The 24,421-nt window shown below is 46.2% G+C and carries 19 protein-coding genes; 10 read left to right on the plus strand and 9 right to left on the minus strand.

The genetic code is table 11. The features are described from left to right. Window positions 1-54 precede the first annotated feature (54 nt). The 7 genes from lpdA to pgaD all read left to right on the plus strand — a co-directional run bounded on the left by lpdA (window position 55) and on the right by pgaD (window position 9,974). The gene (gene lpdA / locus GA693_RS01970) at window positions 55-1,488 is read left to right on the plus strand and encodes a dihydrolipoyl dehydrogenase (RefSeq protein WP_005176261.1); all 1,434 of its coding nucleotides are present in this window, start codon (window positions 55-57) and stop codon (window positions 1,486-1,488) included. 170 nt (window positions 1,489-1,658) lie between these two features. Beyond that, window positions 1,659-2,825 (plus strand): ADP-forming succinate--CoA ligase subunit beta, encoded by a 1,167-nt coding sequence (sucC, locus tag GA693_RS01975; RefSeq protein WP_160241533.1) that lies wholly within the window; start codon window positions 1,659-1,661, stop codon window positions 2,823-2,825. Window positions 2,826-2,836: 11 nt separating this feature from the next. After that, complete coding sequence (sucD, locus tag GA693_RS01980; protein WP_104471739.1) at window positions 2,837-3,727, plus strand: succinate--CoA ligase subunit alpha; 891 nt, start codon at window positions 2,837-2,839, stop codon at window positions 3,725-3,727. A 188-nt stretch (window positions 3,728-3,915) separates the two neighbouring features. Beyond that, window positions 3,916-6,375, plus strand: coding sequence for a poly-beta-1,6 N-acetyl-D-glucosamine export porin PgaA (gene pgaA, locus GA693_RS01985; protein ID WP_160241532.1), 2,460 nt, complete (start codon window positions 3,916-3,918; stop codon window positions 6,373-6,375). Beyond that, the gene (gene pgaB, locus GA693_RS01990; RefSeq protein ID WP_160241531.1) at window positions 6,375-8,225 is read left to right on the plus strand and encodes a poly-beta-1,6-N-acetyl-D-glucosamine N-deacetylase PgaB; all 1,851 of its coding nucleotides are present in this window, start codon (window positions 6,375-6,377) and stop codon (window positions 8,223-8,225) included. The genes pgaA and pgaB overlap by 1 nt, the downstream gene beginning before the upstream one ends. Next, window positions 8,225-9,493, plus strand: coding sequence for a poly-beta-1,6-N-acetyl-D-glucosamine synthase (gene pgaC / locus GA693_RS01995; protein WP_171260915.1), 1,269 nt, complete (start codon window positions 8,225-8,227; stop codon window positions 9,491-9,493). Before pgaB ends, pgaC begins: the two co-directional genes overlap by 1 nt. Next, on the plus strand, window positions 9,486-9,974 hold the full coding sequence (gene pgaD, locus GA693_RS02000) for a poly-beta-1,6-N-acetyl-D-glucosamine biosynthesis protein PgaD (protein ID WP_160241530.1): 489 nt from the start codon (window positions 9,486-9,488) through the stop codon (window positions 9,972-9,974). The genes pgaC and pgaD overlap by 8 nt, the downstream gene beginning before the upstream one ends. A 59-nt stretch (window positions 9,975-10,033) precedes the next feature. Here pgaD and GA693_RS02005 read toward each other — a convergent pair whose 3' ends face one another. The 3 genes from GA693_RS02005 to trpS all read right to left on the minus strand — a co-directional run bounded on the left by GA693_RS02005 (window position 10,034) and on the right by trpS (window position 13,857). Continuing rightward, window positions 10,034-11,764 carry a flotillin family protein gene (locus GA693_RS02005; protein WP_160241529.1) on the minus strand — a complete coding sequence of 577 codons (1,731 nt, stop codon included), beginning with the start codon at window positions 11,762-11,764 and terminating at the stop codon, window positions 10,034-10,036. Between the two features lie 25 nt (window positions 11,765-11,789). Then, window positions 11,790-12,437, minus strand: coding sequence for a YqiJ family protein (locus GA693_RS02010; protein WP_160241528.1), 648 nt, complete (start codon window positions 12,435-12,437; stop codon window positions 11,790-11,792). Between the two features lie 406 nt (window positions 12,438-12,843). After that, entirely contained in the window at window positions 12,844-13,857 is a 1,014-nt protein-coding gene (trpS, locus tag GA693_RS02015; protein WP_005176282.1) for a tryptophan--tRNA ligase, read from the minus strand. A gap of 203 nt (window positions 13,858-14,060) precedes the next feature. Here trpS and GA693_RS02020 point away from each other — a divergent pair, with 203 nt between their 5' ends. From GA693_RS02020 to GA693_RS02030, 3 genes are all read left to right on the plus strand, one after another. Then, complete coding sequence (locus tag GA693_RS02020) at window positions 14,061-14,987, plus strand: DUF808 domain-containing protein (RefSeq protein WP_075174426.1); 927 nt, start codon at window positions 14,061-14,063, stop codon at window positions 14,985-14,987. A 47-nt stretch (window positions 14,988-15,034) separates the two neighbouring features. Next, window positions 15,035-15,940 carry a KPN_02809 family neutral zinc metallopeptidase gene (ypfJ, locus tag GA693_RS02025; RefSeq protein WP_005176288.1) on the plus strand — a complete coding sequence of 302 codons (906 nt, stop codon included), beginning with the start codon at window positions 15,035-15,037 and terminating at the stop codon, window positions 15,938-15,940. Between the two features lie 137 nt (window positions 15,941-16,077). Then, the gene (locus GA693_RS02030; RefSeq protein WP_168390664.1) at window positions 16,078-16,407 is read left to right on the plus strand and encodes an MGMT family protein; all 330 of its coding nucleotides are present in this window, start codon (window positions 16,078-16,080) and stop codon (window positions 16,405-16,407) included. A 52-nt stretch (window positions 16,408-16,459) separates the two neighbouring features. Here the strand turns inward: GA693_RS02030 and GA693_RS02035 are convergent, their stop codons facing one another. From GA693_RS02035 to carA, 6 genes are all read right to left on the minus strand, one after another. Further along, a complete protein-coding gene (locus GA693_RS02035) occupies window positions 16,460-16,897 on the minus strand; it encodes a universal stress protein (protein WP_160241527.1) in 438 nt (145 codons plus the stop codon). Between the two features lie 319 nt (window positions 16,898-17,216). After that, on the minus strand, window positions 17,217-17,840 hold the full coding sequence (locus GA693_RS02040) for a CatB-related O-acetyltransferase (RefSeq protein ID WP_005176296.1): 624 nt from the start codon (window positions 17,838-17,840) through the stop codon (window positions 17,217-17,219). A gap of 42 nt (window positions 17,841-17,882) precedes the next feature. After that, on the minus strand, window positions 17,883-19,319 hold the full coding sequence (locus GA693_RS02045; protein ID WP_016659939.1) for a cryptochrome/photolyase family protein: 1,437 nt from the start codon (window positions 19,317-19,319) through the stop codon (window positions 17,883-17,885). Between the two features lie 132 nt (window positions 19,320-19,451). Beyond that, a complete protein-coding gene (greA, locus tag GA693_RS02050) occupies window positions 19,452-19,928 on the minus strand; it encodes a transcription elongation factor GreA (protein WP_016659940.1) in 477 nt (158 codons plus the stop codon). Between the two features lie 92 nt (window positions 19,929-20,020). After that, on the minus strand, window positions 20,021-23,251 hold the full coding sequence (gene carB, locus GA693_RS02055; protein WP_016659941.1) for a carbamoyl-phosphate synthase large subunit: 3,231 nt from the start codon (window positions 23,249-23,251) through the stop codon (window positions 20,021-20,023). Between the two features lie 14 nt (window positions 23,252-23,265). Next, window positions 23,266-24,405 carry a glutamine-hydrolyzing carbamoyl-phosphate synthase small subunit gene (gene carA / locus GA693_RS02060; protein ID WP_005176309.1) on the minus strand — a complete coding sequence of 380 codons (1,140 nt, stop codon included), beginning with the start codon at window positions 24,403-24,405 and terminating at the stop codon, window positions 23,266-23,268. Window positions 24,406-24,421: the final 16 nt, after the last annotated feature.

The following is a 24,421-nucleotide window of genomic DNA, read 5'->3' on the forward strand; positions in this document are numbered from 1 at the left end:
AAGGTTCCCCCTTGAGTAAAAGGGGGGATTTAGAGAGATTGATTGGAGATAAAAATGTCTCAACAATTTGATTTAGTTGTTATTGGCGGTGGTCCAGGCGGTTATGAAGCAGCCATTCGTGCGGCTCAGCTTGGTTTTAAAGTGGCATGTATCGAAAAACGCATCCACAAAGGTAAACCATCTTTAGGTGGTACCTGCTTAAACGTGGGCTGTATCCCGTCTAAAGCGCTGCTTGATTCTTCACACCGTTATGAAGATACCGTTCATCACCTGGCTGATCATGGTATTACGACAGGTGAAGTAAACTTTGACCTGTCTAAATTACTGGCACGTAAAGACAAGATTGTTGACCAGTTGACTGGCGGTATTGACCAGTTGCTGAAAGGCAATGGTATCGAATGGTTAAAAGGTACTGGTAAATTACTGGCGGGTAAGAAAGTTGAGTTTGTTCCTCACGAAGGTGAAACTCAGATTCTAGAACCAAAATACGTAATTCTTGCGTCTGGTTCTGTACCTGTGAACATTCCGGTTGCTCCTGTTGATCAAGACATTATTGTTGATTCTACTGGCGCGCTTGAGTTCCCTGAAGTACCGAAGCGTTTAGGCGTGATTGGTGCCGGCGTGATCGGTCTGGAGCTTGGTTCAGTATGGCGTCGTCTAGGTGCTGAAGTTGTTGTATTTGAAGCAATGGATGCCTTCTTGCCAATGGCGGATAAAGCGCTGGCAAAAGACTACCAGAAACTGCTGACCAAACAGGGTCTGGATATTCGTGTAGGCGCGAAAGTGTCTGGCACTGAAGTCAACGGTCGTGAAGTGACTGTAAAATACACCCAAGGCGGCGAAGAGAAAGAACAGACTTTCGACAAGCTGATCGTGTGTGTGGGTCGTCGTGCGTATGCTGAAGGCTTACTGGCTGATGACTGCGGTATCAAACTGACTGAACGTGGTCTGGTTGAAGTGAACGACTGGTGTGCGACTTCTGTTGAAGGCGTATACGCAATTGGTGACTTGGTACGCGGTCCAATGCTGGCACACAAAGCCATGGAAGAAGGCGTAATGGCAGTTGAACGTATTCACGGTCATGCTGCTCAAGTGAACTATGACACCATCATCTCTGTCATCTATACACACCCTGAAGCGGCGTGGGTAGGTTTAACAGAAGAGCAGGCCAAAGAAAAAGGTCATGAAGTGAAAACCGGTCAATTCGGTTTCGCAGTCAACGGCCGGGCTTTAGCTGCCGGTGAAGGTGCTGGTTTCGTGAAGTTCGTTGCCGATGCTAAAACAGATCGTTTACTGGGTATGCACGTGATTGGACCTGCGGCGTCTGACATTGTTCACCAAGGTATGATCGCGCTTGAATTTGTATCTTCAGTTGAAGATTTACAATTAATGACATTCGGTCACCCAACCTTCTCTGAGGTGGTGCACGAAGCGGCACTGGCCGTCGATGGACGTGCCATCCACGCGATTCAGCGTAAGCGTAAATAAATAAAAAAAGAGCGGTTTCGACCGCTCTTTTTCATTTGGTGGTTGTTTTTGTTTGAATAATCATCTAAAACTAAAACGATAAAACTGTATAAATGTTAATACTCACGACGATGGATGTTGGAGTTTTAGCGAGTCATAAAAAAACGTGAAAAGTAGTAAAAGGTAAATAAATGAATCTACATGAGTACCAAGCCAAAGCGCTATTAAAAAAATATGGTATGCCGGTGCAGGAAGGTCTGCTTGCAACCAATGCAGATGAAGCAGTACAGGCATTTGAACAGCTCGGTGGCAAATTCGCTGTCATGAAAGCCCAGGTGCATGCGGGTGGCCGTGGTAAGGCGGGTGGTGTGAAAGTGGTGAAATCGGCTGAAGAAGCGGCAGAGTATGCTAATCAGCTGATCGGTACTCGACTGGTCACTTATCAGACCGATGCCAATGGCCAGCCGGTGAACAGTATTCTGGTGGCCCAGGATGTCTATCCGGTAGAGCGTGAATTATATTTAGGTGCCGTGGTGGATCGTTCTAGCCGTCGCGTGACCTTTATGGCCTCAACCGAAGGTGGGGTCGAAATTGAAAAAGTCGCAGAAGAAATCCCAGAAAAAATTATTAAAGTTGAAGTTGATCCTCTAGTCGGTTTATTACCATTTCAGGCACGTGAAGTTGCGTTTGCCCTGAACTTAAAAGATGGACAAATCAACCAGTTTGTTAAAATCATGACTGCGGCGTATCAGGCCTTTATTGAAAACGATTTTGCCCTGTTTGAAATTAACCCATTGTCTGTACGTGAAAACGGCGAAATTTTATGTGTCGATGCCAAAGTCGGCATTGATTCCAATGCGCTGTACCGTTTGCCGGAAGTGGCGGCACTGCGTGACAAGAGCCAGGAAAATGAGCGCGAGCTGAAAGCCTCTGAGTTCGATCTTAACTATGTAGCGCTAGAAGGCAATATTGGCTGTATGGTCAATGGTGCCGGTCTTGCCATGGCAACCATGGACATCATCAAATTGTATGGTGGTCAACCGGCCAACTTCCTCGATGTCGGTGGCGGCGCAACCAAAGAGCGCGTGATTGAAGCATTTAAAATTATTCTGGCTGACAATTCGGTTCAGGGAGTATTAATCAATATTTTTGGTGGAATTGTACGTTGTGACATGATTGCGGAGGCGATTATTGCAGCAGTTCAGGAAGTCAATGTCAGCGTGCCGGTGGTGGTACGTCTGGAAGGAAACAATGCTGAACTGGGGGCCAAATTACTGGATGAATCTGGCCTGACCTTAATTTCTGCAAATGGCCTGGCCGATGCTGCAGAAAAAATTGTTGCTGCAGTAAAAGCTTAAGGAGATGCATCATGAGCGTATTAGTAAATAAAGACACAAAAGTATTGGTTCAGGGTTTCACTGGTAAAAACGGAACCTTTCATTCGGCTCAGGCGCTGGATTATGGCACGCGTGTTGTCGGCGGTGTAACTCCAGGTAAAGGTGGTCAAACCCATTTAGACCTGCCAGTATTTAACACCATGAAGCAGGCTGTCCGTGAAACTCAGGCTGACGCTTCGGTGATTTATGTACCCGCACCTTTTGTACTGGACTCGATTGTTGAAGCAGTCGATGCCGGTATTGAACTGATTGTGGTAATTACTGAAGGTGTACCGACCCTAGATATGCTAAAAGCCAAACGCTATCTGGAAACCAATGGTAATGGTACACGCCTGATTGGCCCGAACTGTCCGGGTATTATCACCCCGGGCGAATGTAAGATCGGGATTATGCCAGGTCATATTCATCAGCCAGGGAAAATCGGGATTATCTCGCGTTCAGGAACGCTGACCTATGAAGCGGTTGCGCAAACCACCAAATTGGGTCTGGGCCAGTCGACCTGTATCGGCATCGGCGGTGATCCGATTCCGGGCATGAACCAGATTGACTGTCTGAAACTGTTTCAGGACGATCCTCAAACTGAAGCCATTATCATGATTGGTGAGATTGGCGGCACAGCCGAAGAAGAAGCAGCCGAATACATTCAGGCGCATGTGACCAAGCCTGTGGTGGGCTATATTGCCGGTGTAACCGCACCAAAAGGCAAACGCATGGGCCATGCTGGCGCGATTATTTCTGGCGGTAAAGGAACCGCAGAGGAGAAATTTGCTGCCTTTGAACGTGCCGGAATGGCTTATACCCGTAGCCCGGCCGAGCTCGGTTCAACCATGCTGAAAGTATTGCAGGCCAAAGGTTTGGTGTAAAACCTACCTGACTAAAAAACCCCAGTTCTTGGGGTTTTTTATGGCAAAGAACATAGATAATGATGACGCTTCTATTGAGGAAAAAGTAAAGCATACAAAACAAATAAAATGATTGTTTTAGTAATTGTGATTTACATCACACTTTAATAGAATATCGAGCAATAATTATCAGAAACTTGAGAATTTATATGATCAAAATAACAACGATCATGCCGATTCAGTGTCTGTCGCTTTGCTCTTTTTTATTTTTTTCTTCTGCTCATGCCAATACGCTTGATCAGCAACGTGAGCACGCGGTGGAGATGGTTCGGTCCGGGCAGGTGGTCTCTGGACTCAATCGCTTGCAGGCGTTATTAGCTCAATTTCCCACAGATCAAAAGTTAATTGCGGATTATCTAGTTTTGGCCTATGGTCAGCCTGTGGTACATCCACAGGATTTATACCGCCTAACGCAGCAGATTCAACCTAAAACCTTTCCTGCCTATGCCCAGGTCAGCGCTATCAAGGTGCTCCGTGATGCCAAGCAGTACGCTCAGGCCAAAGCGTATCTGGCCCGGTTTCAGCCTTTAAATACCCAGGCCAGCGGCAAAGTCTGGCACGCGGTACTGGAAGCCGAGTCGGGTCAGGCAGCAGCCGCTAAAACGTTGCTGAAAAACCTGCAATGGCAACAGCTTAGTGCCGATGACCTGAGTTTATTGTCTTATACCTATCGTATCCTGAATATGCCGGTACAAGCCTTGCAGGCAGCCGAAGCCGGATTAAAAAAGCAAAGCAGCATTGCAGGCCATGAACAATATGTACTGTCGCTGATGCTTAATGGCAAGCATCATGCAGCAGAGCACTATCTGCTGCAACAACAGTTAGCACAGAGCCATCCTCGTTTGTTACTGCAAGTTAAACAGCACCAGTTTTCTACCCGGATTCAGAATGCAGTACAGGCCTATAAAACGGCACAACTGCGCAGTGAATATGCAACAGCCTATACCGAGCTGGATGCGGTACTGGCCGATATGGCTGCACATGAACCACAGGTGGCAGCTGACACCGAACTGCAGCGCGCATTCTATGCCGATTATCTGTATGCCTTGGGACAGCGTAAGCGTCATCAGCAGGTCTTGAAAATTGTGCAACAGCAGCATCAGCCAATTGCAAACTGGCCGGCTTATGTACGCCATGCCATTGCCGATGCCTATCTGGCCACCCGACAACCGGAACTGGCTGAACCGGTGTATTTAAGCCTGTTTCAGGAAAAGAACTATGCAGACTATACGGTGTATGCCGGTTTGTATTATGCCTATATCGAACAGGAAAAATTCAAGCAGGCTGATCAGCTGATTCAGGACATGGACCGTCAGTTACCGCGTTATCGTTATAGCGAGGCCAAAGGCGTGGACCGCAGTACCCATGAAGACCGGGAGCAGTATCTGGCTTTAAAAGGGCTGAACTATGCCTACCGCAACGAACATGCCAAAGCCGAGCAGTATTTTGAAACCCTGGTTTCAATTGCACCGAATAATCTGGCCTATCAGAACAATCTGGCACAAATTCAGCGCTGGCGTGAAAAACCACTGACTTCCCAACAAACGCTGGAGCAGTGGAATGGCCTGGATCAGGTCAGTCAAATCACCCAGATTAACCAGATGCAAAATGCCCAAGCCCTGAATGATATTAGGGGCTGGCGTCAGCTGAATCAGGCCTTGTTACAGACGGCTGCAGATGATACCGGTGTGCAATTAAGCCGCAAAGAATTAAAGGATCGCGATCATTTCAGCATTCAGCATGAAAGTTATTTTTCTGAAAGTCGTTCCGATCAGGAACAGTTGCTGAACCGTTTAAAAGGTTCAGAAGAGCGTACCCATTGGACCCGTCTTAACAGCCCGTGGCTAAATGAGCATTATCAGGTTTTTATTGACCATCAGCATCGGCAGGGGCGTTATGAAGATGGCACCCTGGATGATCCGCGTTTAGGTCTGGGTGTGGCCTGGTCCAAAGATCGCAAGTATGCCAGCCTGTTGCTGTCTCAATCTTTAGATGAAGACCGTGTGGGCGCTGCACTGGACTGGTCACACTGGTTAAATGATCATTGGCAATATCATCTGGCGGTGAATACCCAGGCCGATATTCCGTTGCAGGCAATGGCCAAAGCACATGAAGGACAGTCGTATCGGGCGGGTTTTAACTGGCAGGCCAACGAGTCGCGTAAAGCCGGTGCACAATTTCAATTGACCGATATTGATGATGGCAACACCCGTCAGGAATATCAGGCCTATTTTAGCCAGCAGTTTTATCAGGCCCCGCATCATCTGAGTCGTGCCACGCTCAGCGGCTATTATGGAAAAAATAAGCCCGTCGCCGTGGATTATTTTAATCCTGAATCCAGCCATAGTTTAGAGCTGAAACTGGAACATGACTGGATGACCTGGCGTCGTTATGAGCAACATTTTAATCAGCATTTTGAACTGACGCTGGGCACATTTGGACAGAAAGACTATTCCAATGAGCCGATATATAACCTGTTTTATCGCCATGACTGGCGTGTGTCACGAACCTGGAAACTGCACTATGGCATTGGTTGGGGCAGCCATCCGTACGATGGCAAAACAGAAGAAAAAACCTATGCAGTATTCGGCTTTGAAGGACGATTCTAATGCAAATGAAACCCGCTTTACTCCTGAGTGCCTGTATCGCTGCATGTGTTTATTCTCCTTTGACCGTGCAGGCCGAGACCAGCACAGCGCCAGCAGCAACTACAGCGCCGCTTGATGCGCAGGCCTATGAATTTGTTACCTTAACTTTTCATGATGTGCGTGATGACGTTGCCAAACAGGGTGACCGTGATTTATACGCCATCAGTACCCATAACTTTGCCCAGTTCCTGCAATGGATTAAAGAACATGGCTGGCAGCCCATTCGGCTAGAAGATGTCTGGCGGGCCCGTCAGCACAAGACAGCCTTACCGGAAAAAGCAGTATTAATTACCATTGATGATGGCGCACTCAGCAGCTATAGCCATATTTTTCCCTTATTAAAGCTGCATCAGGTTCCGGCTGTTTTTGCCATTCCGACCAGCTGGATTAATGGCAATACCAAAGATGCCTATGAAGCCTATGGGGAGGGCAACCTGATGAACTGGCCGCAGATGCGTGAAATGCAGCAATCCGGTCTGGTCGAGTTTGCCTCACACAGTGATGACTTGCATCACGGGATTATTGCCAATCCGCAGCTAAACCAGCAGCCAGCCGCGATTACCCGTGAATATTTCCCGGCCCAGCAGCGTTATGAATCTGATCGCGCCTATGCGAAGCGAGTGGTAAAAGACTTGCGTCAATCAAAGCAGATTCTGGATCGTGAGTTGGGAATCAATACCCGTGCCATTTTCTGGCCGTATGGTGCGGTGACCAAGGAAACTGAAGCGCTGGCCCGTGAAGCCGGTCTACCAATGTCGTTTAGTCTGGGCAGCGTACTGACATTGGCTGATGCCGATACCACCTATCAGCGTGCCCTGATTACGGAAAACCCATCACCTGAAGAAGTGTTTGGTGAAATTAAAGACTTCTTAATGAATAGCCGGGCGCCGCATAAGCAGCGTAAAAGTTTATTACGCATTAACCTGGCAGATCTGGCGGGGAGCAATATCACCGCATCAGAAGCACATCTGAGCCAGCTGCTCAATCAGGTCAATGCCTTTCAATCCAATACGCTGGTCCTGAATGCGGTGGCCGATCAGAATGCCGATGGCAAAATTGATGTAGCTTATTTTCCGAATCGAAGCTTGCCAGTGGCTCAGGATTTGCTGAACCGGGTGGTATGGCAGGCCCGGACCCGGATTGCTAATCGGGTATATGCAGAAATGCCGCTGAGTCTGGAAACCCGGCAAGGTTATGATCTGGCAGAATTGACCGCAGATCTGGTGAAAAACAACAGCTCGATTGAAGGGCTGATGATTGAAACCGGCGATGCGTTACATTGCGCCGTATTTCAGGCCGAATGGAGTGCAAGCTGTCAGGCACAGCTGCAACAGGTGTTGAGCATCAAGAACCGGACCAAAAGCCAGGGTAAATACTATGCCAATATCAGTAATAACTATCAGACTGCATTAAAGCTGGAGATTCAGAATCAGCCACTTGACGGACTGAAAAAACTGCTGCAGCAACTGCCGGATCATGCCGATTTCCTGTATCTGGCTGTCGATCCGTTGGCATCCCCCCAAGCCATCAAACATCTGCATCAGGCTTTAAACCAGTTAAATGATCGTGAAAAGCAGCATTTGATGATTAACTTGCAGATCAATCCGGACAGCACTGCAACAGACTGGCGGTATTATCAGCAGATGTATCAGCAGCTGAGACGTCAGGGCATTCAAAAAATTGGTATTGATAATTATCAGCCGACCCATGGGCAGGCCGTGCATCAGCACCTGTACCGGGCGTTGAGCCTGAATGCAAGTCCGCTGAGTTATCGTGATCCCTATGTCCTGGAACAGGGAGAGCCGCAATGATGGAAGTGTTCTCGAAATTGAGTTTTAACGATTTTTATTTTGGTTTTGCATTTTTATATCCTCTGCTGATGGCCTGGCTGTGGATTGCGGGCGGGATCTGGTTTTATTTTAAACGGGAATACCGTCAGGATCATTTCCCTGAACCGAGCGATGAAGGCTGCAGTATTATCATTCCTTGCTTCAATGAAGAAGAGCAGGTCAGACGTACCATCAAGTTTGCCATGCAAAGCCAGTATCCGGAATTTGAAGTGATTGCAGTCAATGATGGCAGTCAGGACCGGACTGCAGCAATTCTGGATGAGCTGGCCACGCAATATCCAAAGCTACGGGTGGTCCATCTGGCCGAAAACCAGGGCAAAGCCTATGCCTTAAGAGCCGGGGCAATGGTTAGTCGCTATGAATTTCTGGTCTGTATTGATGGTGATGCGCTGCTGCATCCACACGCAGTATTCTGGATGATGCATCAGCTGACCAGCTTTCCGCGTGTCGGGGCGGTTACCGGTAATCCACGGATTATTAACCGTTCCAGCGTGCTCGGTAAAATTCAGGTCGGTGAATTCTCTTCAATTATTGGATTGATTAAACGCGCGCAGCGTACCTATGGCCGGATTTTTACCGTATCAGGTGCGATTGCCGGTTTTCGTAAAACCGCGCTGGACCGGATTGGCTACTGGCGTGATGACATGATTACTGAAGATATTGATGTTTCGTGGCGTTTGCAGTTCGACCACTGGGATTTGCAGTATGTGCCCAAAGCCCTGTGTTATATCTATATGCCGGAAACGTTTAAAGGTCTCTGGAAACAGCGCTTACGCTGGGCACAAGGCGGGATTGAAGTGCTAATTGCCTATGTGCCAAAACTGTTTAAATGGCGCCTTAGACGGATGTGGCCGATTGTGATTGAATCGATCATCAGCGTGCTATGGGCCTATGTGATTATGGGCATCTTTGTGCTGTATTTTTATGGGCTGTTTTTCCCCTTGCCGGGCGAGTGGGCAATTCAATCGATTCTGCCGCAGTGGTACGGGGTGATTTTGGGCCTGACCTGTTTGCTGCAGTTTCTGGTCAGCTTAATGATCGATCATCAATATGATAAAAACCGTACCTTGAGAACCTATTTCTGGGTAATCTGGTATCCGCTATTTTTCTGGCTGATTACCGCGCTGACCACGGTGGTGTCTGTGCCAAAAACTTTGCTGAAAAAGCAGAAACGTGCACGCTGGGTCAGCCCGGACCGTGGTTTTACCAAGGAGCACGAGCATGGCTAAATTTAAAATGATTGAGGATGAAGCTCAGCTGGAGCTACCAGAATATATTGATGAGCCGCGCTATGTACGTAACAAGGCCGCAGGCTATGGACTATTCTTTCTGGGCTGGCTGGCCTGGATCTGGTTATTCCTGCCTCTGATCACTATGTTGCTGTGGCTGTTTCAGGGCTATACCGTATATGAGCAGCTGTTTGTGATGTCGGCACCGCAAAGCTCGTTCAGCCTGTTTTATCTGGGGCTGGCGATTATGGTGTTTATTCTGATTCTGCTGATCTGGGCTGTGTATAACTGGTTACGTTTTCGTGACAATGAGCGCCGGGCTTTTCCGGAGCATATTCAGACTGAGCAGCTGGCGGAAAGTTTTCAGGTCGACACAACTGAAATGGCGTATTTGAAGCAGGCCAAAAATCTGACCTTACATTATGATCAAGATGGACAGCTGGAAAAATTTGAAGTTCATCAGCCACTGTCTTCATCATAGAACATTGAAAAACAGCCATAAAAAACGCAGCCTTAGCTGCGTTTTTTTATTCACCTCATTTAAGTTGATGAAGTTTCCTGATTGATTTTCGGCTGAGATTTCAGGCTTTGGGTCAGACCGTTAATATCACCGCCATGAATACCCAGTTCACTCATCAGGCTGTCAATTAACGGCGCTTGCGAACGATAGCGCAGGGCACTGTTCACCACCTGATCAGACAGGGCCACTTGACCATGACCGTGTTCGCTGCCATCGACATGTGCGCTGCCCATCCCATTTAAACCATTGACGTGCAGAATCTTGATGTCATCAATATTTTCCATTGGCTTGACGCTTTCACGGATAATTTCTGGCAGGTATTTCAGCATGGCCAGACGTACCTGCATTTCGACCTGTTCCGTCGACAGGATGTTATTGGCTTCGTTGACTGCACGGGTACCTTCAGCATCAACCTGATACTGTTTTTCCATCGCTTGTGCCAGCAGGACTTTGGCATCGGCTTCACCACGCGCTTTTAAACGCAGCTGTTCTGCATTGGCTTCTGCGGTAATCCGCACCGCTTCCGCTTCATCGACCGCCGCCTGTTTGCCGGCTTCAGCAGCAACGGTAATGGCAATCGCATCTTTTTCAGCGGCCTGCTTGGCAGCCACCAGCTCGACTGCCTTGGCACGTTCTGCGCGCTGGGTTTCACGTACGGTAATCACTTCTTCTTCTGCTTTTACCGCTTGAGCACGGGCTAAATCGGCCTGCGCTTTGGCTTCAGATTCGGCACGGGATTTTTCCGCAATGGCAATGGCGCGGTCCTGTTCGGCCAGCTCAATGGTTTTCTTCTGTTCCACTTGGGCTTTTTGGACTAGCTGTTCTTTTAAAATATTTTCATTGGCGACATCACGTGCTGAGCCAATCCGTTTCAGTTCAATTTCACGTTCAGCAGCAATGCGGGCTTCTTCCGCTTCACGTTTTTTGGCTGCTTCCTGGGCTGCAATTTCCGCCATCTGTTCAGCACGGCGTACCGAAATTTCACGTTCTTGCTGTAACTTGGCATATTCTTCTTCACGAAGAATCTGCAGGCGCGCCTGTTCGGCTTCCAGGTTTTTGGCTTTAATGGCTAAGTCGGCATCCTGTTCAATGTCGTTACGTTTACGACGACGGTCTTCAATGGTTTCGGTTAATTTGGTCAGACCTTCGGCATCGAAAGCATTTTGCGGGTTAAAGTAGCGGAAACTGGTCTGATCCAGTCCGGTTAAAGATACAGTTTCCAGTTCCAGACCGTTTTTAAACAGATCTTCCGACACCACCTGCTGTACTTTCTGTACGAAGTCGACGCGTTTTTCATGCAGTTCTTCCATCGCCATTTCTGCGGCTACGGCACGTAAAGAATCGACAAATTTGCCTTCGACCAGATTTTTTAATTCATTCGGGGACATGGTTTTTTGCCCCAGCGTTTGTGCTGCGGTGGCAATAGATTCAGCGGTCGGTTTAACCCGCACATAAAATTCGGCCATGACATCGACACGCATACGGTCGCGGGTAATCAGGGCCTGATCTTCAGCACGGCGCACTTCCAGACGCAGGGTATTCATATTGACCGGAATAATTTCATGCAGCACCGGTAACACAATCGCCCCCCCGCCGAGAATGACATGCTCACCGCCAAAACCGGTACGCACAAAGGAAATTTCCTTGCTAGAGCGGCGATACAGGCGGGCCAGGATTAAACCAATCACAAATAAGGCCAGGAAAATAATTCCGGCAATAATCAAGACGTTATACATATTTGAACTTAACATTGTTATCTCTTGTGTTTTTCAGTTGTTAATTTAAATGCATGGCATAAAAGCCAATTTTGGTTCTCCCCGTTAAAATTACGGATTGACCCTGTTGAAAACTTTCGTCCTGTTCCGGTTCTACCAGAATATAGTGGGTCAGACCATGCTGATCCTGCACTTTGGCTTCTGCCGGAGAATTGGGAGTAGCCACACCTAAAATAATGGTGGCTGTGCGGCCAATCAGCTCGTCACTATAAATGGCGGTGGTTTCATCTTGCGGTAAAATGCGGGCAATCAGCATGGCGCTATAACGCACCAGGGGCATGCTCAGAAACAGACAGGCCGGTGCCATTATCCAAGCTGTAATATATTGACCGATCCATTGAAACAGCACTGATTGTAAAATCAGGCCAGACAAACCATATAAGGTCAGGAAAATAATCAGCCAGATCAGCAGCGGTACCCGGCCAATGTACAGCCAGTCTAACAACTGGACCAACAGGCCACTAGAACCATCAATATTCACTTCTACATCTTTATGCGGAATTAAGTCATCTGGCAGGAACTGGTCCAGAATGCCCTGACTGCCGCCACCGGCCAGTAACAGAAACACTTCCAGCAGGGCAAAGAAAAACAGCAGGCAGATACAGACACTAAAAATCAGATTGGAAGGGTGAGTGAGCAAATCCCACATAACTGAATACTCTATTGTTCTGTTGTGTTTAAATTATTGATATTCAAAATATATATTATTATTGAATGCGCCTAGCATAGCATTAGGCCGCGTTTTTGTCTAAAAAACCTGCATATTTTAGGCAAAAAAATACGCAATGATTGGGGTGATCATTGCGTAGAACAACGAATCTGCTTGCACAGTTTCGGTAAAGGAGAAATGTTATGAATTAGGATTGCTCCTAGAACATGTGACTAGAATACGCCGGCGTTGGGCTGGGTTCAGCAGCGTTCAGGTAAATTCATGTTAAAGATTGTTGCTTCTATAAAAAATTGTGTGACATTTCTCTCCATATTTTCTCCATCATTGTAAACGTGGCATAAAAAAGCCTTTCGCGAGGAAAGGCTTTTCAAGATCAGCATGGGGCTTAGAAGCGGAACACCCCTAAACCGGCTTTAACTTCATCTAAAGTAGCTTGAGTAATATCACGGCACTTATCAGTACCGGTTTTTAAGATATCCATGATGTAATCCGGATCTTTGGCCAGTTCTAAACGGCGTTCACGGATTGGACCAATCAGCTCTTTTAAAATGCCTTCCAGACGTTTTTTCACGGTACCATCACCCAGACCGCCACGGCGATAATGCGCTTTTAATTCTTCCAGTTCTTCTTTGTTCGGATCGAAAGCATCTAGGTAGGTAAATACCACGTTGCCTTCAACCTGGCCCGGATCTTCAATGCGGAGGTGGTTCGGGTCGGTGTACATGGCATTTACTGCTTTTTTAATGTCTTTGTCAGTGGCATCGAGCACAATGGTGTTGCCCAATGATTTTGACATTTTGGCTTTACCATCAAAACCAGGTAAACGGCCAACATTCGACAGCAGTGCTTTACATTCAGGCAGCAGGTCCTGACCTACCTGACGGTTAATGCGGCGTACAATTTCGTTGGTCTGTTCGATCATAGGAATCTGATCTTCACCCACGGGCACTACAGTCGCTTTAAACGCGGTAATATCGGCCGCTTGGGCAACCGGATAGCACAGGAAACCAGCTGGAATATCACGTTCAAAACCACGCATCTGAATTTCAGATTTAATGGTCGGGTTGCGCTCTAAACGTGCCACAGTGACAAAGTTTAAATACAGCATGGTCAGTTCATTCAAGGCCGGCAGGCAAGACTGAACACAAATGGTGGTTTTGGTCGGGTCAATGCCCACGGCCAGGTAATCGGTCGCCACTTCAATAATATTACGACGTACTTTTTCAAAGTTGTCGGCGTTATCAGTCAGGGCTTGAGCATCGGCAAGTAAAAGATGTTGATGGTGAGAATCCTGTAAACCTACACGTGAACGTAAAGAACCTACAAAATGACCGAGGTGAAGTTGTCCGGTTGGACGGTCGCCAGTCAAAATAACAGGACGATTATCTTGATTACTCATTATCTCTTCCAAGTCGTTGTTACGACATTTCTATACCGATGATTGGGCTACATTGTACGGCATAATATTTTTGAATGTCACGGGATAAGCCGAACAGAATCAACAATTGTCTGGAAATTTTAAAGATTTATTAATGAAGTAAATACAAAGTTTTGGAAGATTTCTCCTTAGAATAAGCCTAGAACACGATAAGGATAAAAATTATGGCGAGTAGCTTATTACTATTATTAGATGATATTGCCACTGTTTTAGATGATGTGGCGGTCATGAGTAAAATGGCCGCAAAGAAAACGGCCGGTGTACTCGGTGATGATCTGGCCCTGAATGCCCAGCAGGTCAGCGGTGTACGTTCGGAGCGGGAACTGCCGGTGGTCTGGCGCGTGGCCAAAGGTTCTTTTGTCAATAAACTGATTCTGGTGCCTTTAGCTCTACTGATTAGCGTGGTGGCGCCGTGGCTGATTAACCCGTTACTGGTCGTGGGCGGTTTATTCTTATGTTATGAAGGGGTTGAAAAAGTCCTGCATTCCTTGCACAAGAAAAAAGCCAAAACTGCCGAAGAAGCGCAGCAGGAATTAATTAAAACCGAAACCGATCTGGCCACGTTTGAAAATGAAAAAATCAAAGGGGCAGTCCGGACCGACTTTATTCTCTCGGCAGAGATTATTGTCATTTCCTTGGGTACTGTAGCTACCGCGGCCTTTGGTGTAAAAGTCACAGTGCTGAGTATTATTGCCATCGCCATGACCATTGGGGTCTATGGGTTAGTGGCATTTATTGTCAAGATTGATGATATTGGGCTGCATCTCTCGGAACAGGCTTCTAATTTTAAACAGTCGGTCGGGCGCGGCTTGTTGGCCTTTGCGCCAATCTTGATGAAAATCCTGTCGATTGTCGGGACTCTGGCCATGTTCCTGGTGGGCGGCGGGATTATCAACCACGCTATTCCATTGGTACATCACTTTACCGAAGACAGTGTGGAATACGTGCAGGAAATTCCCAATATCGGCAGTATTTTTGGTGCGCTTACTCCAACCTTGATCAATTTTGCTGTGGGCTTTATTGCCGGTTTGATTGTGGTGGCGCTAATTGGTCTGGTGAAAAAGGTCTGGCCACGTTCCAAAGCCTCTTAAACTATGTAAAATTCTAGCCAAGAGATAAAGATAATAAGGAGATTGCTATGCGTTGGAAAGGTCGTCGCGTCAGTAGCAATGTAGAAGATCGTCGCGGTGGTGGCGGTGCCAAAGCCGGCGGGATCAGTATTCTGGGTCTGGTGGTGGCTTTTGTGGCCTGGAAGTTTTTTGGGGTCGATCCGCAAACAGCCTATCAGGCCACCAAACAGGTGACCAATCAGGGGCAGAGCGCGGAAACGCGTGGTCTGGAAAATCCGACGCCGGAGCAGCAGGAATCGATGGAGTTTATTGGTACCATTCTGGCCGATACCGAAGATACCTGGACGCAGGTGTTTGCCCAGCAGCTGAACCAGCAATATGTGCCACCCAAACTGGTGATGTTTAATGGTGCGGTCAGTTCCGCCTGTGGCAATGCCAGCGCTGCCATGGGGCCGTTTTATTGCCCGGCCGATCAGAAAGTCTATTTAGATACTGGTTTCTTTAAAGATATGCGCACCCAGATGGGAATTTCCGGCGAGCAGAACCAGACCGAATTATCGCGTCAGGATCAGGCTGGAGATTTTGCCCAGGCTTATGTGATTGCACATGAAGTCGGCCATCATATTCAGACCATTCTGGGGATTTCCGGACAGGTACAGCAGATGCGTCAGCGTGCCAGTCAGGTCGAAGGCAACCAGTTATCGGTTCGTCAGGAACTTCAGGCCGATTGTCTGGCCGGTGTCTGGGCGCATCATAACCATCAGCGTACTCAATTCCTGGAACAGGGCGATGTACAGGAAGCGATGGATGCCGCACATAAAATTGGTGATGACTATTTGCAGAAACGTTCGAGTGGACAAGTAGTGCCGGATAGCTTTACCCATGGTACCAGTGCCCAGCGCGTGCAATGGTTTAATACTGGTCTGAAGTCGGGCAATATGAATGATTGCGATACCTTTGGACAAGCCATCTAAAGCGTTGCATCCGCTTTTTAACTCAAGGTGAATACAGGAGGATGTGCAACTGCATGTCCTCTAGTTTTTTAAGCCTAGCTTTTCTAACCAGCACAGCTTTTCATCCCAATAGATTTCAACACTCTAAGATTCTTTTTATGTCTATTCCAGCACGTCCCAGTCAGGAGTTGGCCGCTTATATCACCGCGGTGATTGCCCAGATTCCACCTGGTAAAGTTGCCACCTATGGTCAGATTGCAAAACTGGCCGGTTTGCCGAAACATGCGCGTCTGGTGGGTTATGTACTGAAACATCTGGCACCGGGGCATGTGTTGCCATGGCATCGGGTGCTAAATGCGCAAGGGAAAATTAGCCTAAGCAAAATCAATGCGCAGGGTGAAAATATACAGGCGTTAAAACTGATACAGGAGGGTGTAGTGGTCCTGAATAACAAGGTGAGCTTAAAGCAGTATCAATGGCAGCCCTAAAAATAAAAAATTCCCCATACCCGCAGGTACAGGGAATTTTCTGGAGGAAAGATTAACGTACGATGAGTACAGGAACATTACCTTCGCCCAGTACGCTTTGCGCGACGCTACCGAGGAATAACTTTTTCAAACCGGTACGGCCATGAGAACCCATCACAATCAGGTCTGCATTCATTTCAGTTGCAGCACGTGCAATTTCACGATGAATCACTTGACCTTCAAGCAGACGAGACTCAACTGCTACACCTTGTTCCTGGAATTTTGCTTTGGCTTCATCCAGTGTTTTGAGAATAGACACACGCGCACGTTCAATCAGGTCATTGGTCTGGCCTGCTGAAATGTATTCTGATGCAATATATGGATCGAGTGTTAACACCTGTGCAACGGTTACTTTACTGCCGAAAGCTTTGGCAAGCTCGACTGCTTTGGCAACTGCTGCGTAAGAAGTTTCAGAACCGTCCACTGGAACTAAAATGTGTTGAAATGTCATCGTTATTTCTCCTTATTGTGTCATTCAACAATAAAAAATTGAGGGAACACTTTCTATTGCCTTAATCTTATCTTAGCGCTTATTTTTAAATAATAAAACCCAGTAATTTCATAGGGATAATTATTTTTTTAAGGAAGTTTAAGCCTTTCTAATTTAACATGTTTTTGAGTAATTAATCAGCAGTTTACACTAAAGTTGAAGGCTTATTTCATTAAGTCTGGCTTTAGAATGTGTTTAGCTCAGGTTTTTTGAGTTTTAATATCGATTAGATGAAAGTTTTGACCTGATGCTTGGCCTAAGCAAAAGTCCAAGGGAATAATCAGCAGTCTTTGAAATAATCAACCAAAGCAGCAACATCCTCTGTCTGCAACTGTTCCCGCATCTTTAAAAACTGCTTTTCATCCATCTCGTAAATTTTAAGGGAAAGCAGTTTTTCTATATCTTCTTGTGGAAAGCGATATTTAATAATTTTGGCAGGAACTCCTCCCACCACGGCATAAGGTGGAACGTCTTTTGTTACGACCGCACCAGTTGCCACAATTGCACCTTCACCCAGCGTCACGCCTTGCATAATCATGGCACGTGAGCCAATCCAGCAACCATCACCAATAACAGTATCGCCAGCAGGTACAAAACTGCGCGTATCAAACGGAAAGGCAGAAATCCAGTCAGTTCGGTGTAACTGATTACCGCCCATCATAATCACGCATTCTGCCCCAAAACACACGAAATTGCCAATATAAAGCTGATCAATTGGCTTCTCAGGCGTAGAAGGCTTGTCATGCAAATAACGCACAACACAACGCTCAAAACCCTGATCCCAATAAGCAGAATAATAAGAATAGTTTCCCTTAATGTGAATATTAGGGTTTTTCATAGTTTTAGAAATAAATTCGAATTCACACCAATGCTTAACAGGGGAATTAATTAAGGGTTCAGCCATAAGAGCAATCAAAGAACAAGCGTAACGCCATTATAGCCGAAGTTAACTCAAATGCTTAAAGGCCTCAATTGCACGAACACGACTGCTTTTTAAATCTACAATCGGCTTTGGATAATCCAATTTTAGTTGTGGATTTTTCGCATAAGGTTCGTGAATTTGTTTCGCATTTAAATGTGAAATTTCAGGTACCCATTGACGAATATAATCGCCATTTGCATCAAACTTTTGCGACTGACTTACAGGGTTGAAAATACGGAAATACGGTGCAGCATCTGTTCCTGTAGATGCACACCACTGCCATCCACCGTTATTGGCAGCTAAATCACTATCAATTAAATGCTGCATAAACCATGATTCGCCTAAACGCCAATCTATCAGTAAATTTTTGCTTAAAAACATCGCGCAAATCATACGAACACGGTTATGCATCCAACCCGTTGCAAGTAACTGTCGCATGCCAGCATCTACAATTGGGATACCTGTTTGCCCATGCTGCCAAGCCTGTAAATCTTCAGGAGCATTGCGCCATACAATGCGTTGAGTGTCTAATTTAAATGGTAAGTTTTTCGATACGCGAGGGTAGTCGAATAAAATATGCTGATAAAACTCACGCCAAAGGAGTTCATTTAACCAAATTTGTTGCCCATTGTTTTCAAATTCCATACAGCCGTGACTGTGGCGAAACAAAGCTTGTAAACATTGGCGAATAGAAAGAATGCCAATATTTAAATAAGCTGCAAGTTTACTCGTGCTATTCAAATTCGGGAAATCACGTTCAATATGATAATACTCAACTTGATTTTCAATAAACTCATCTAAAAGTTCCCAAGCATGATGCTCACCAATTTGCCAAAGATTCTGTAGGTTTTCGCTGATTACTTTTTCTTCTGAATCTGAGTAAATATCACTTAATTGTGGAACTTCTCTTGTAAAGTCATTGTGCTGTGGAATTGGTTTTTGAACCTCAATAGTTGGGTAGCATTGTGGCAAGCTTATGCTGAGTTTCTCATAGCATTGCTTTTTAAATGCACCAAATACTTGATATGGATGACCAGTTTTATTACGAATGCTTCCAACAGGGAAAATAGTTCGGTCATGATACAACTCAAAACGAATATTATTCTTTTCTAATAGCTGTTGAGTTTGAGCATCGCGTTTTAATTCATTTACACCCAATTCTATATCGGCATGAACAGCTTGAATATTATGATTTTGGCATAAGCTTAATAATTGATTTGGCAGGTCTTTCCATAATGGAATAGTTAAAATAACAAGTGGAATATTTAACGTGGCAAGTTCATTTTTTAGATGATTCAGTTGTCTTAAATAGAAGTCAATTTTAATTAGCGCATCATTGTGCACTTGCCATTGTTTTGGCGATAGCACGACTAAGGCAATGCAAGGGCCAGCTTCGCGAGTATGCCAAAGAGCTGCATGATCATGAATTCTTAAATCTTGACGGAACCAAATAAGCTGCATTTTAAAATTTATAGAAAAATATTGACTATTAAAGCATATACATTTGCTGTAATTTTTTCGTGAACTTTTGTTTGAAAGATAATAAAAAAACCCCTCAGAAGAGGGGCTTTGGGATGTCAAACCATCTAAGGATTAGATGTATTCAACGCTGACGATTTCGTACTCAACTTCACCTTGTGGTGTTACAATTTTTGCTTCATCGCCTTCATTTTTACCTAAAAGACCACGAGCAATAGGAGAGTTCACAGAGATTTTATTAATTTTAAAATCTGCTTCATCATCACCTACAATTTTGTAAGTTTTACGTTCTTCTGTGTCAAGGTTTTCAATGGTTACTGTTACCCCAAATACAACACGACCATTTTGCTCAAGTTCTTTTACATCAATGACTTGGCAAGCACCGAGTTTACCTTCGATGTCTTGAATACGCCCCTCACAGAAACCTTGCTGCTCACGTGCTGCATGATACTCTGCATTTTCTTTTAGGTCGCCGTGTTCACGTGCTTCTGCAATCGCAGCAGTAATACGTGGGCGTTCAACAGTTTTTAACTGGTGTAATTCTTTCTCTAAGGCGACTTTGCCTTCAGGAGTCATAGGATAACGTTGCATTGTTGTCCCTCAAGTTGAATATTAGAAAAATACAGCTCTATAAATGAAAAAAAGCCCGCCACCGAGAGGTGACGGGACTTCTCGGTAGACAATTAACCTTTGCTTAAATCTTGCAAACGATAAACATCCATCGGCAATTTAATGGCTAACGCTTGGCATACCGCATCGGCACCATTCAGGGTAGTCGTATGATAGACCTTACCTTGCAGGGCAGAACGGCGGATTGAGAATGAATCCTGCTGCGCTTGTTTGCCTTCAGTGGTATTGATAATGAGGTGAATTTCGCCATTTTTCAAGCGGTCCACAATATTCGGACGACCTTCAGTTACTTTATTCACACGTTCACATTCAATTCCTGCGGCTTTGATCACATCATAAGTACCGCCGGTAGCGATAATTTTGAAGCCAAAGTCTGCAAGCTGTTTGGCAATACCTGCTGCACGTGGTTTATCAGAATCACGTACCGAAATGAATGCATGCTTGATTTCGCCTTCGGTTGGCAAACCTGGTAAGCGTTCATTCGAGCCTAACACAGCTTTGTAGAATGCTTCACCAAAAGTTTTACCCACACCCATCACTTCGCCTGTCGATTTCATTTCAGGGCCAAGGATTGGGTCAACACCCGGGAACTTGTTGAATGGGAACACCGCTTCTTTAACAGAGAAGTGTTCAGGAATAATCTCGGTCGTGAAGCCTTGCGACTCCAGAGATTGACCCGCCATACAACGTGCAGCAATTTTCGCTAATGATTCACCGATACACTTAGATACGAACGGCACGGTACGAGATGCACGTGGGTTCACTTCTAAGATGTAAACGTCATCGCCTTTTACCGCGAACTGTACGTTCATTAAACCGATAACACCCAGCTCTTTGGCCATCGCTACGGTTTGACGACGCATTTCGTCCTGTACTTCGTTTGATAACGAGTAAGGTGGAATCGAACATGCAGAGTCACCTGAGTGAATACCCGCTTGTTCAATGTGCTGCATGATCCCGCCGATCACCACATCCTTACCGTCAGATACGCAGTCTACGTCAACTTCAATCGCATCATCCAGGAAGCGGTCAAGAAGAACAGGGGCATCATTAGACGCTTGAACGGCATCACGTAAGTAACGCTTTAACTCTTCTTCGTTGTACACGATTTCCATCGCACGGCCACCTAGTACGTATGATGGACGTACCACCAGTGGATAGCCCACTTTCGCCGCTTCAGCAATACCTTCTTCAGCAGATTTTACGATGCTGTTGTTTGGTTGACGCAGTTGCAGACGTTGAATCATTTGCTGGAAACGTTCACGGTCTTCGGCACGGTCAATCGCATCTGGAGATGTACCAATGATTGGTGCACCAGCCTCTTCTAACGCACGCGCCAGTTTCAGCGGTGTTTGACCACCGTACTGTACGATAATGCCTTTAGGCTTCTCGGTACGCACGATTTCAAGCACATCTTCCAAAGTAATTGGTTCGAAGTACAGACGATCTGAGGTGTCATAGTCAGTAGAAACCGTTTCAGGGTTACAGTTCACCATGATGGTTTCATAACCGTCTTCACGCATCGCAAGCGCCGCGTGTACACAGCAGTAATCGAATTCGATACCCTGACCAATACGGTTAGGACCACCACCGATGACCATGATCTTGTCTTTCGCAGATGGATTCGATTCACATTCTTCATCGTAAGTTGAATACATATAAGCGGTATCAGATTCGAATTCTGCCGCACATGTATCCACACGTTTGTAAACCGGAGTCACGCCCAGGTTCCAGCGGTGTTTACGGAATTGTTTTTGTGAAATACCCATCAGGTTGGCGATACGCAGATCCGATAAACCTTTGCGTTTGAACGCACGGATATTGTCTGCGTTTAAGTCGCCGAAACCTAAAGTTTTGATCTGGTTTTCAGTATTGATGATGTCTTCAATCTGAATCAGGAACCAGCGGTCAATTTTGGTCGCTTCAAATACTTCGTCTAAAGTGAAGCCATGACGGAAGGCATCGGCCACGTACCAGATACGCTCTGGGCCTGGAACTTTAAGTTCTTGCAGGATTTTCTCGCGCGCACCTTCAGTACCCACTTCGATTTTTTCATCAAAACCAGAAGCACCGACTTCTAGACCACGAAGGGCTTTGTTGACAGACTCCTGGAAGTTACGGCCAATTGCCATTACTTCACCCACAGATTTCATCTGAGTCGTCAGTGTTGCATCTGCTTGCGGGAATTTTTCGAAGTTGAAACGTGGAACCTTGGTTACAACGTAGTCAATTGATGGCTCGAACGATGCAGGAGTTGTACCGCCAGTGATGTCGTTTTTCAGCTCATCCAGGGTATAACCCACTGCCAGTTTCGCTGCGATTTTCGCAATCGGGAAACCTGTTGCTTTAGACGCAAGGGCAGATGAACGCGATACACGCGGGTTCATTTCAATGATAACCATACGGCCATCTTTCGGGTTAATACCGAACTGAACGTTAGAACCACCGGTTTCTACACCAATTTCACGCAGTACCGCTAAAGACGCGTTACGCATGAGTTGATATTCTTTGTCGGTCAATGTTTGTGCCGGAGCAACTGTGATGGAGTCACCAGTATGCACGCCCATTGGGTCAAAGTTTTCGATTGAACAGACGATAATACAGTTGTCGTTTTTGTCACGAACAACTTCCATCTCGTATTCTTTCCAGCCAATGAGTGATTCATCAATCAATAACTGGTGAGTCGGAGACAGGTCGAAACCACGTTCACAGATTTCAAGGAATTCTTCGCGGTTGTACGCGATACCGCCACCAGAACCACCCATGGTGAATGATGGACGAATAATCACAGGGAAACCGAAGCGCGCCTGAATGTCCAGCGCTTCTTCCATAGATTCCGCAATCGCAGCTTTTGGACATTCCAGACCAATTTTACGCATTGCTTCGTCAAACAGTTTACGGTCTTCTGCTTTTTCAATCGCTTCTTTAGTCGCGCCAATCAGCTCAACATTGTATTTTTCTAAAATACCGTTGGCATCCAGAGCAAGGGCACAGTTCAGTGCAGTCTGGCCGCCCATGGTTGGTAAAACTGCATCTGGACGTTCTTTTTCAATGATCGCTGCAACGGTTTGCCAAGTGATTGGCTCGATATAGGTTGCATCCGCCATTGCCGGGTCAGTCATAATCGTCGCCGGGTTCGAGTTCACCAGAATGACGCGGTAACCTTCTTCACGCAGCGCTTTGCAGGCTTGAGCACCCGAGTAGTCAAACTCACAGGCCTGACCGATAACAATAGGACCAGCACCAATAATTAAGATGCTTTTAATATCCGTACGCTTTGGCATTATTTGCTCCTTAATTACTTCTTAGCTGCTTCAAGAAGTTCGATGAAATGATCGAACAGTGGGGCACAGTCGTGTGGACCTGGGCTGGCTTCAGGGTGACCTTGGAAGCTAAATGCCGGCTTATCTGTACGGTGGATACCCTGGTTGGTACCATCGAACAGTGAACGGTGGGTAACACGCAAGACTGCTGGCAGGTTGCTTTCATCCACTGCGAAGCCGTGGTTTTGCGAGGTAATCATCACTGTACCATCTTCGATGTTTTGTACAGGATGGTTGGCACCGTGGTGACCGTGCGCCATTTTCATGGTTTTTGCGCCAGAAGCCAGAGCAAGAATCTGGTGACCTAAACAGATACCAAACACAGGGAGATTGGTGGTTTCAACAATAGTTTTTACAGCTTCAATTGCATAATCACAAGCAGCTGGGTCGCCAGGGCCGTTCGACAGGAACACGCCATCTGGATTTAACGCAAGTACGTCAGCAGCAGGGGTTTGTGCAGGCACAACGGTCAGTTTACAGCCGCGGTCTGCCAGCATACGCAGGATGTTGGTTTTGACACCGTAGTCGTATGCAACCACATGGAATTTAAGTTCAGGTTGAGTAAAGCCTTTGCCAAGTTCCCATGAGCCTTCGGTCCATTCAAAACCGTTCGGGTCACAGCATTCTTTTGCAAGGTCTAAACCGTTTAAGCCGCCAAATGCACGTGCTTTTGCAATTGCTTCTTCTTCAGTGATATTTTCACCAGCCAGAATACAACCGTTTTGCGCACCTTTTGCACGTAAAATACGAGTCAGTTTACGCGTGTCGATATCGGCAATGGCAACCACATTGTGTTGCTTCAGGTAATCCGCTAAAGACTGTGTAGAACGGAAGTTGCTATGCAATAAAGGCAAATCACGAATGATTAATCCGTTGGCCCATACTTTATGAATACGACCAGATTCTGCGTCTTCTTCATTACAACCTGTGTTACCAATATGCGGGTAAGTTAAAGTCACAAGTTGCTGTGCATAACTCGGGTCAGTCAAAATTTCTTGATAGCCAGTCATGGCAGTGTTAAAAACGACTTCACCAGTCGTACTACCCGATGCACCGATTGACGTTCCTTTGAAGATCGTACCGTCGGCAAGGGCTAAAATGGCGGGGGTGCTCAAACCAAAGCTCCTGAAA

The sequence above is a fragment of the Acinetobacter indicus genome, from assembly GCF_009914475.1.
GTDB classification, from domain to species: domain Bacteria; phylum Pseudomonadota; class Gammaproteobacteria; order Pseudomonadales; family Moraxellaceae; genus Acinetobacter; species Acinetobacter indicus.

Coding starts and splice junctions, on each gene's coding strand:
- pgaA (WP_160241532.1), top strand. CDS start 3,916: ATGATCAAAATAACAACGATCATGCCGATTCAGTGTCTGTCGCTTTGC.
- carB (WP_016659941.1), bottom strand. CDS start 23,251: ATGCCAAAGCGTACGGATATTAAAAGCATCTTAATTATTGGTGCTGGT.
- GA693_RS02010 (WP_160241528.1), bottom strand. CDS start 12,437: ATGTGGGATTTGCTCACTCACCCTTCCAATCTGATTTTTAGTGTCTGT.
- pgaB (WP_160241531.1), top strand. CDS start 6,375: ATGCAAATGAAACCCGCTTTACTCCTGAGTGCCTGTATCGCTGCATGT.
- GA693_RS02040 (WP_005176296.1), bottom strand. CDS start 17,840: ATGGCTGAACCCTTAATTAATTCCCCTGTTAAGCATTGGTGTGAATTC.
- greA (WP_016659940.1), bottom strand. CDS start 19,928: ATGCAACGTTATCCTATGACTCCTGAAGGCAAAGTCGCCTTAGAGAAA.
- trpS (WP_005176282.1), bottom strand. CDS start 13,857: ATGAGTAATCAAGATAATCGTCCTGTTATTTTGACTGGCGACCGTCCA.
- sucD (WP_104471739.1), top strand. CDS start 2,837: ATGAGCGTATTAGTAAATAAAGACACAAAAGTATTGGTTCAGGGTTTC.
- GA693_RS02045 (WP_016659939.1), bottom strand. CDS start 19,319: ATGCAGCTTATTTGGTTCCGTCAAGATTTAAGAATTCATGATCATGCA.
- GA693_RS02020 (WP_075174426.1), top strand. CDS start 14,061: ATGGCGAGTAGCTTATTACTATTATTAGATGATATTGCCACTGTTTTA.
- GA693_RS02030 (WP_168390664.1), top strand. CDS start 16,078: ATGTCTATTCCAGCACGTCCCAGTCAGGAGTTGGCCGCTTATATCACC.
- ypfJ (WP_005176288.1), top strand. CDS start 15,035: ATGCGTTGGAAAGGTCGTCGCGTCAGTAGCAATGTAGAAGATCGTCGC.
- sucC (WP_160241533.1), top strand. CDS start 1,659: ATGAATCTACATGAGTACCAAGCCAAAGCGCTATTAAAAAAATATGGT.
- pgaD (WP_160241530.1), top strand. CDS start 9,486: ATGGCTAAATTTAAAATGATTGAGGATGAAGCTCAGCTGGAGCTACCA.
- lpdA (WP_005176261.1), top strand. CDS start 55: ATGTCTCAACAATTTGATTTAGTTGTTATTGGCGGTGGTCCAGGCGGT.
- pgaC (WP_171260915.1), top strand. CDS start 8,225: ATGGAAGTGTTCTCGAAATTGAGTTTTAACGATTTTTATTTTGGTTTT.
- GA693_RS02035 (WP_160241527.1), bottom strand. CDS start 16,897: ATGACATTTCAACACATTTTAGTTCCAGTGGACGGTTCTGAAACTTCT.
- GA693_RS02005 (WP_160241529.1), bottom strand. CDS start 11,764: ATGTTAAGTTCAAATATGTATAACGTCTTGATTATTGCCGGAATTATT.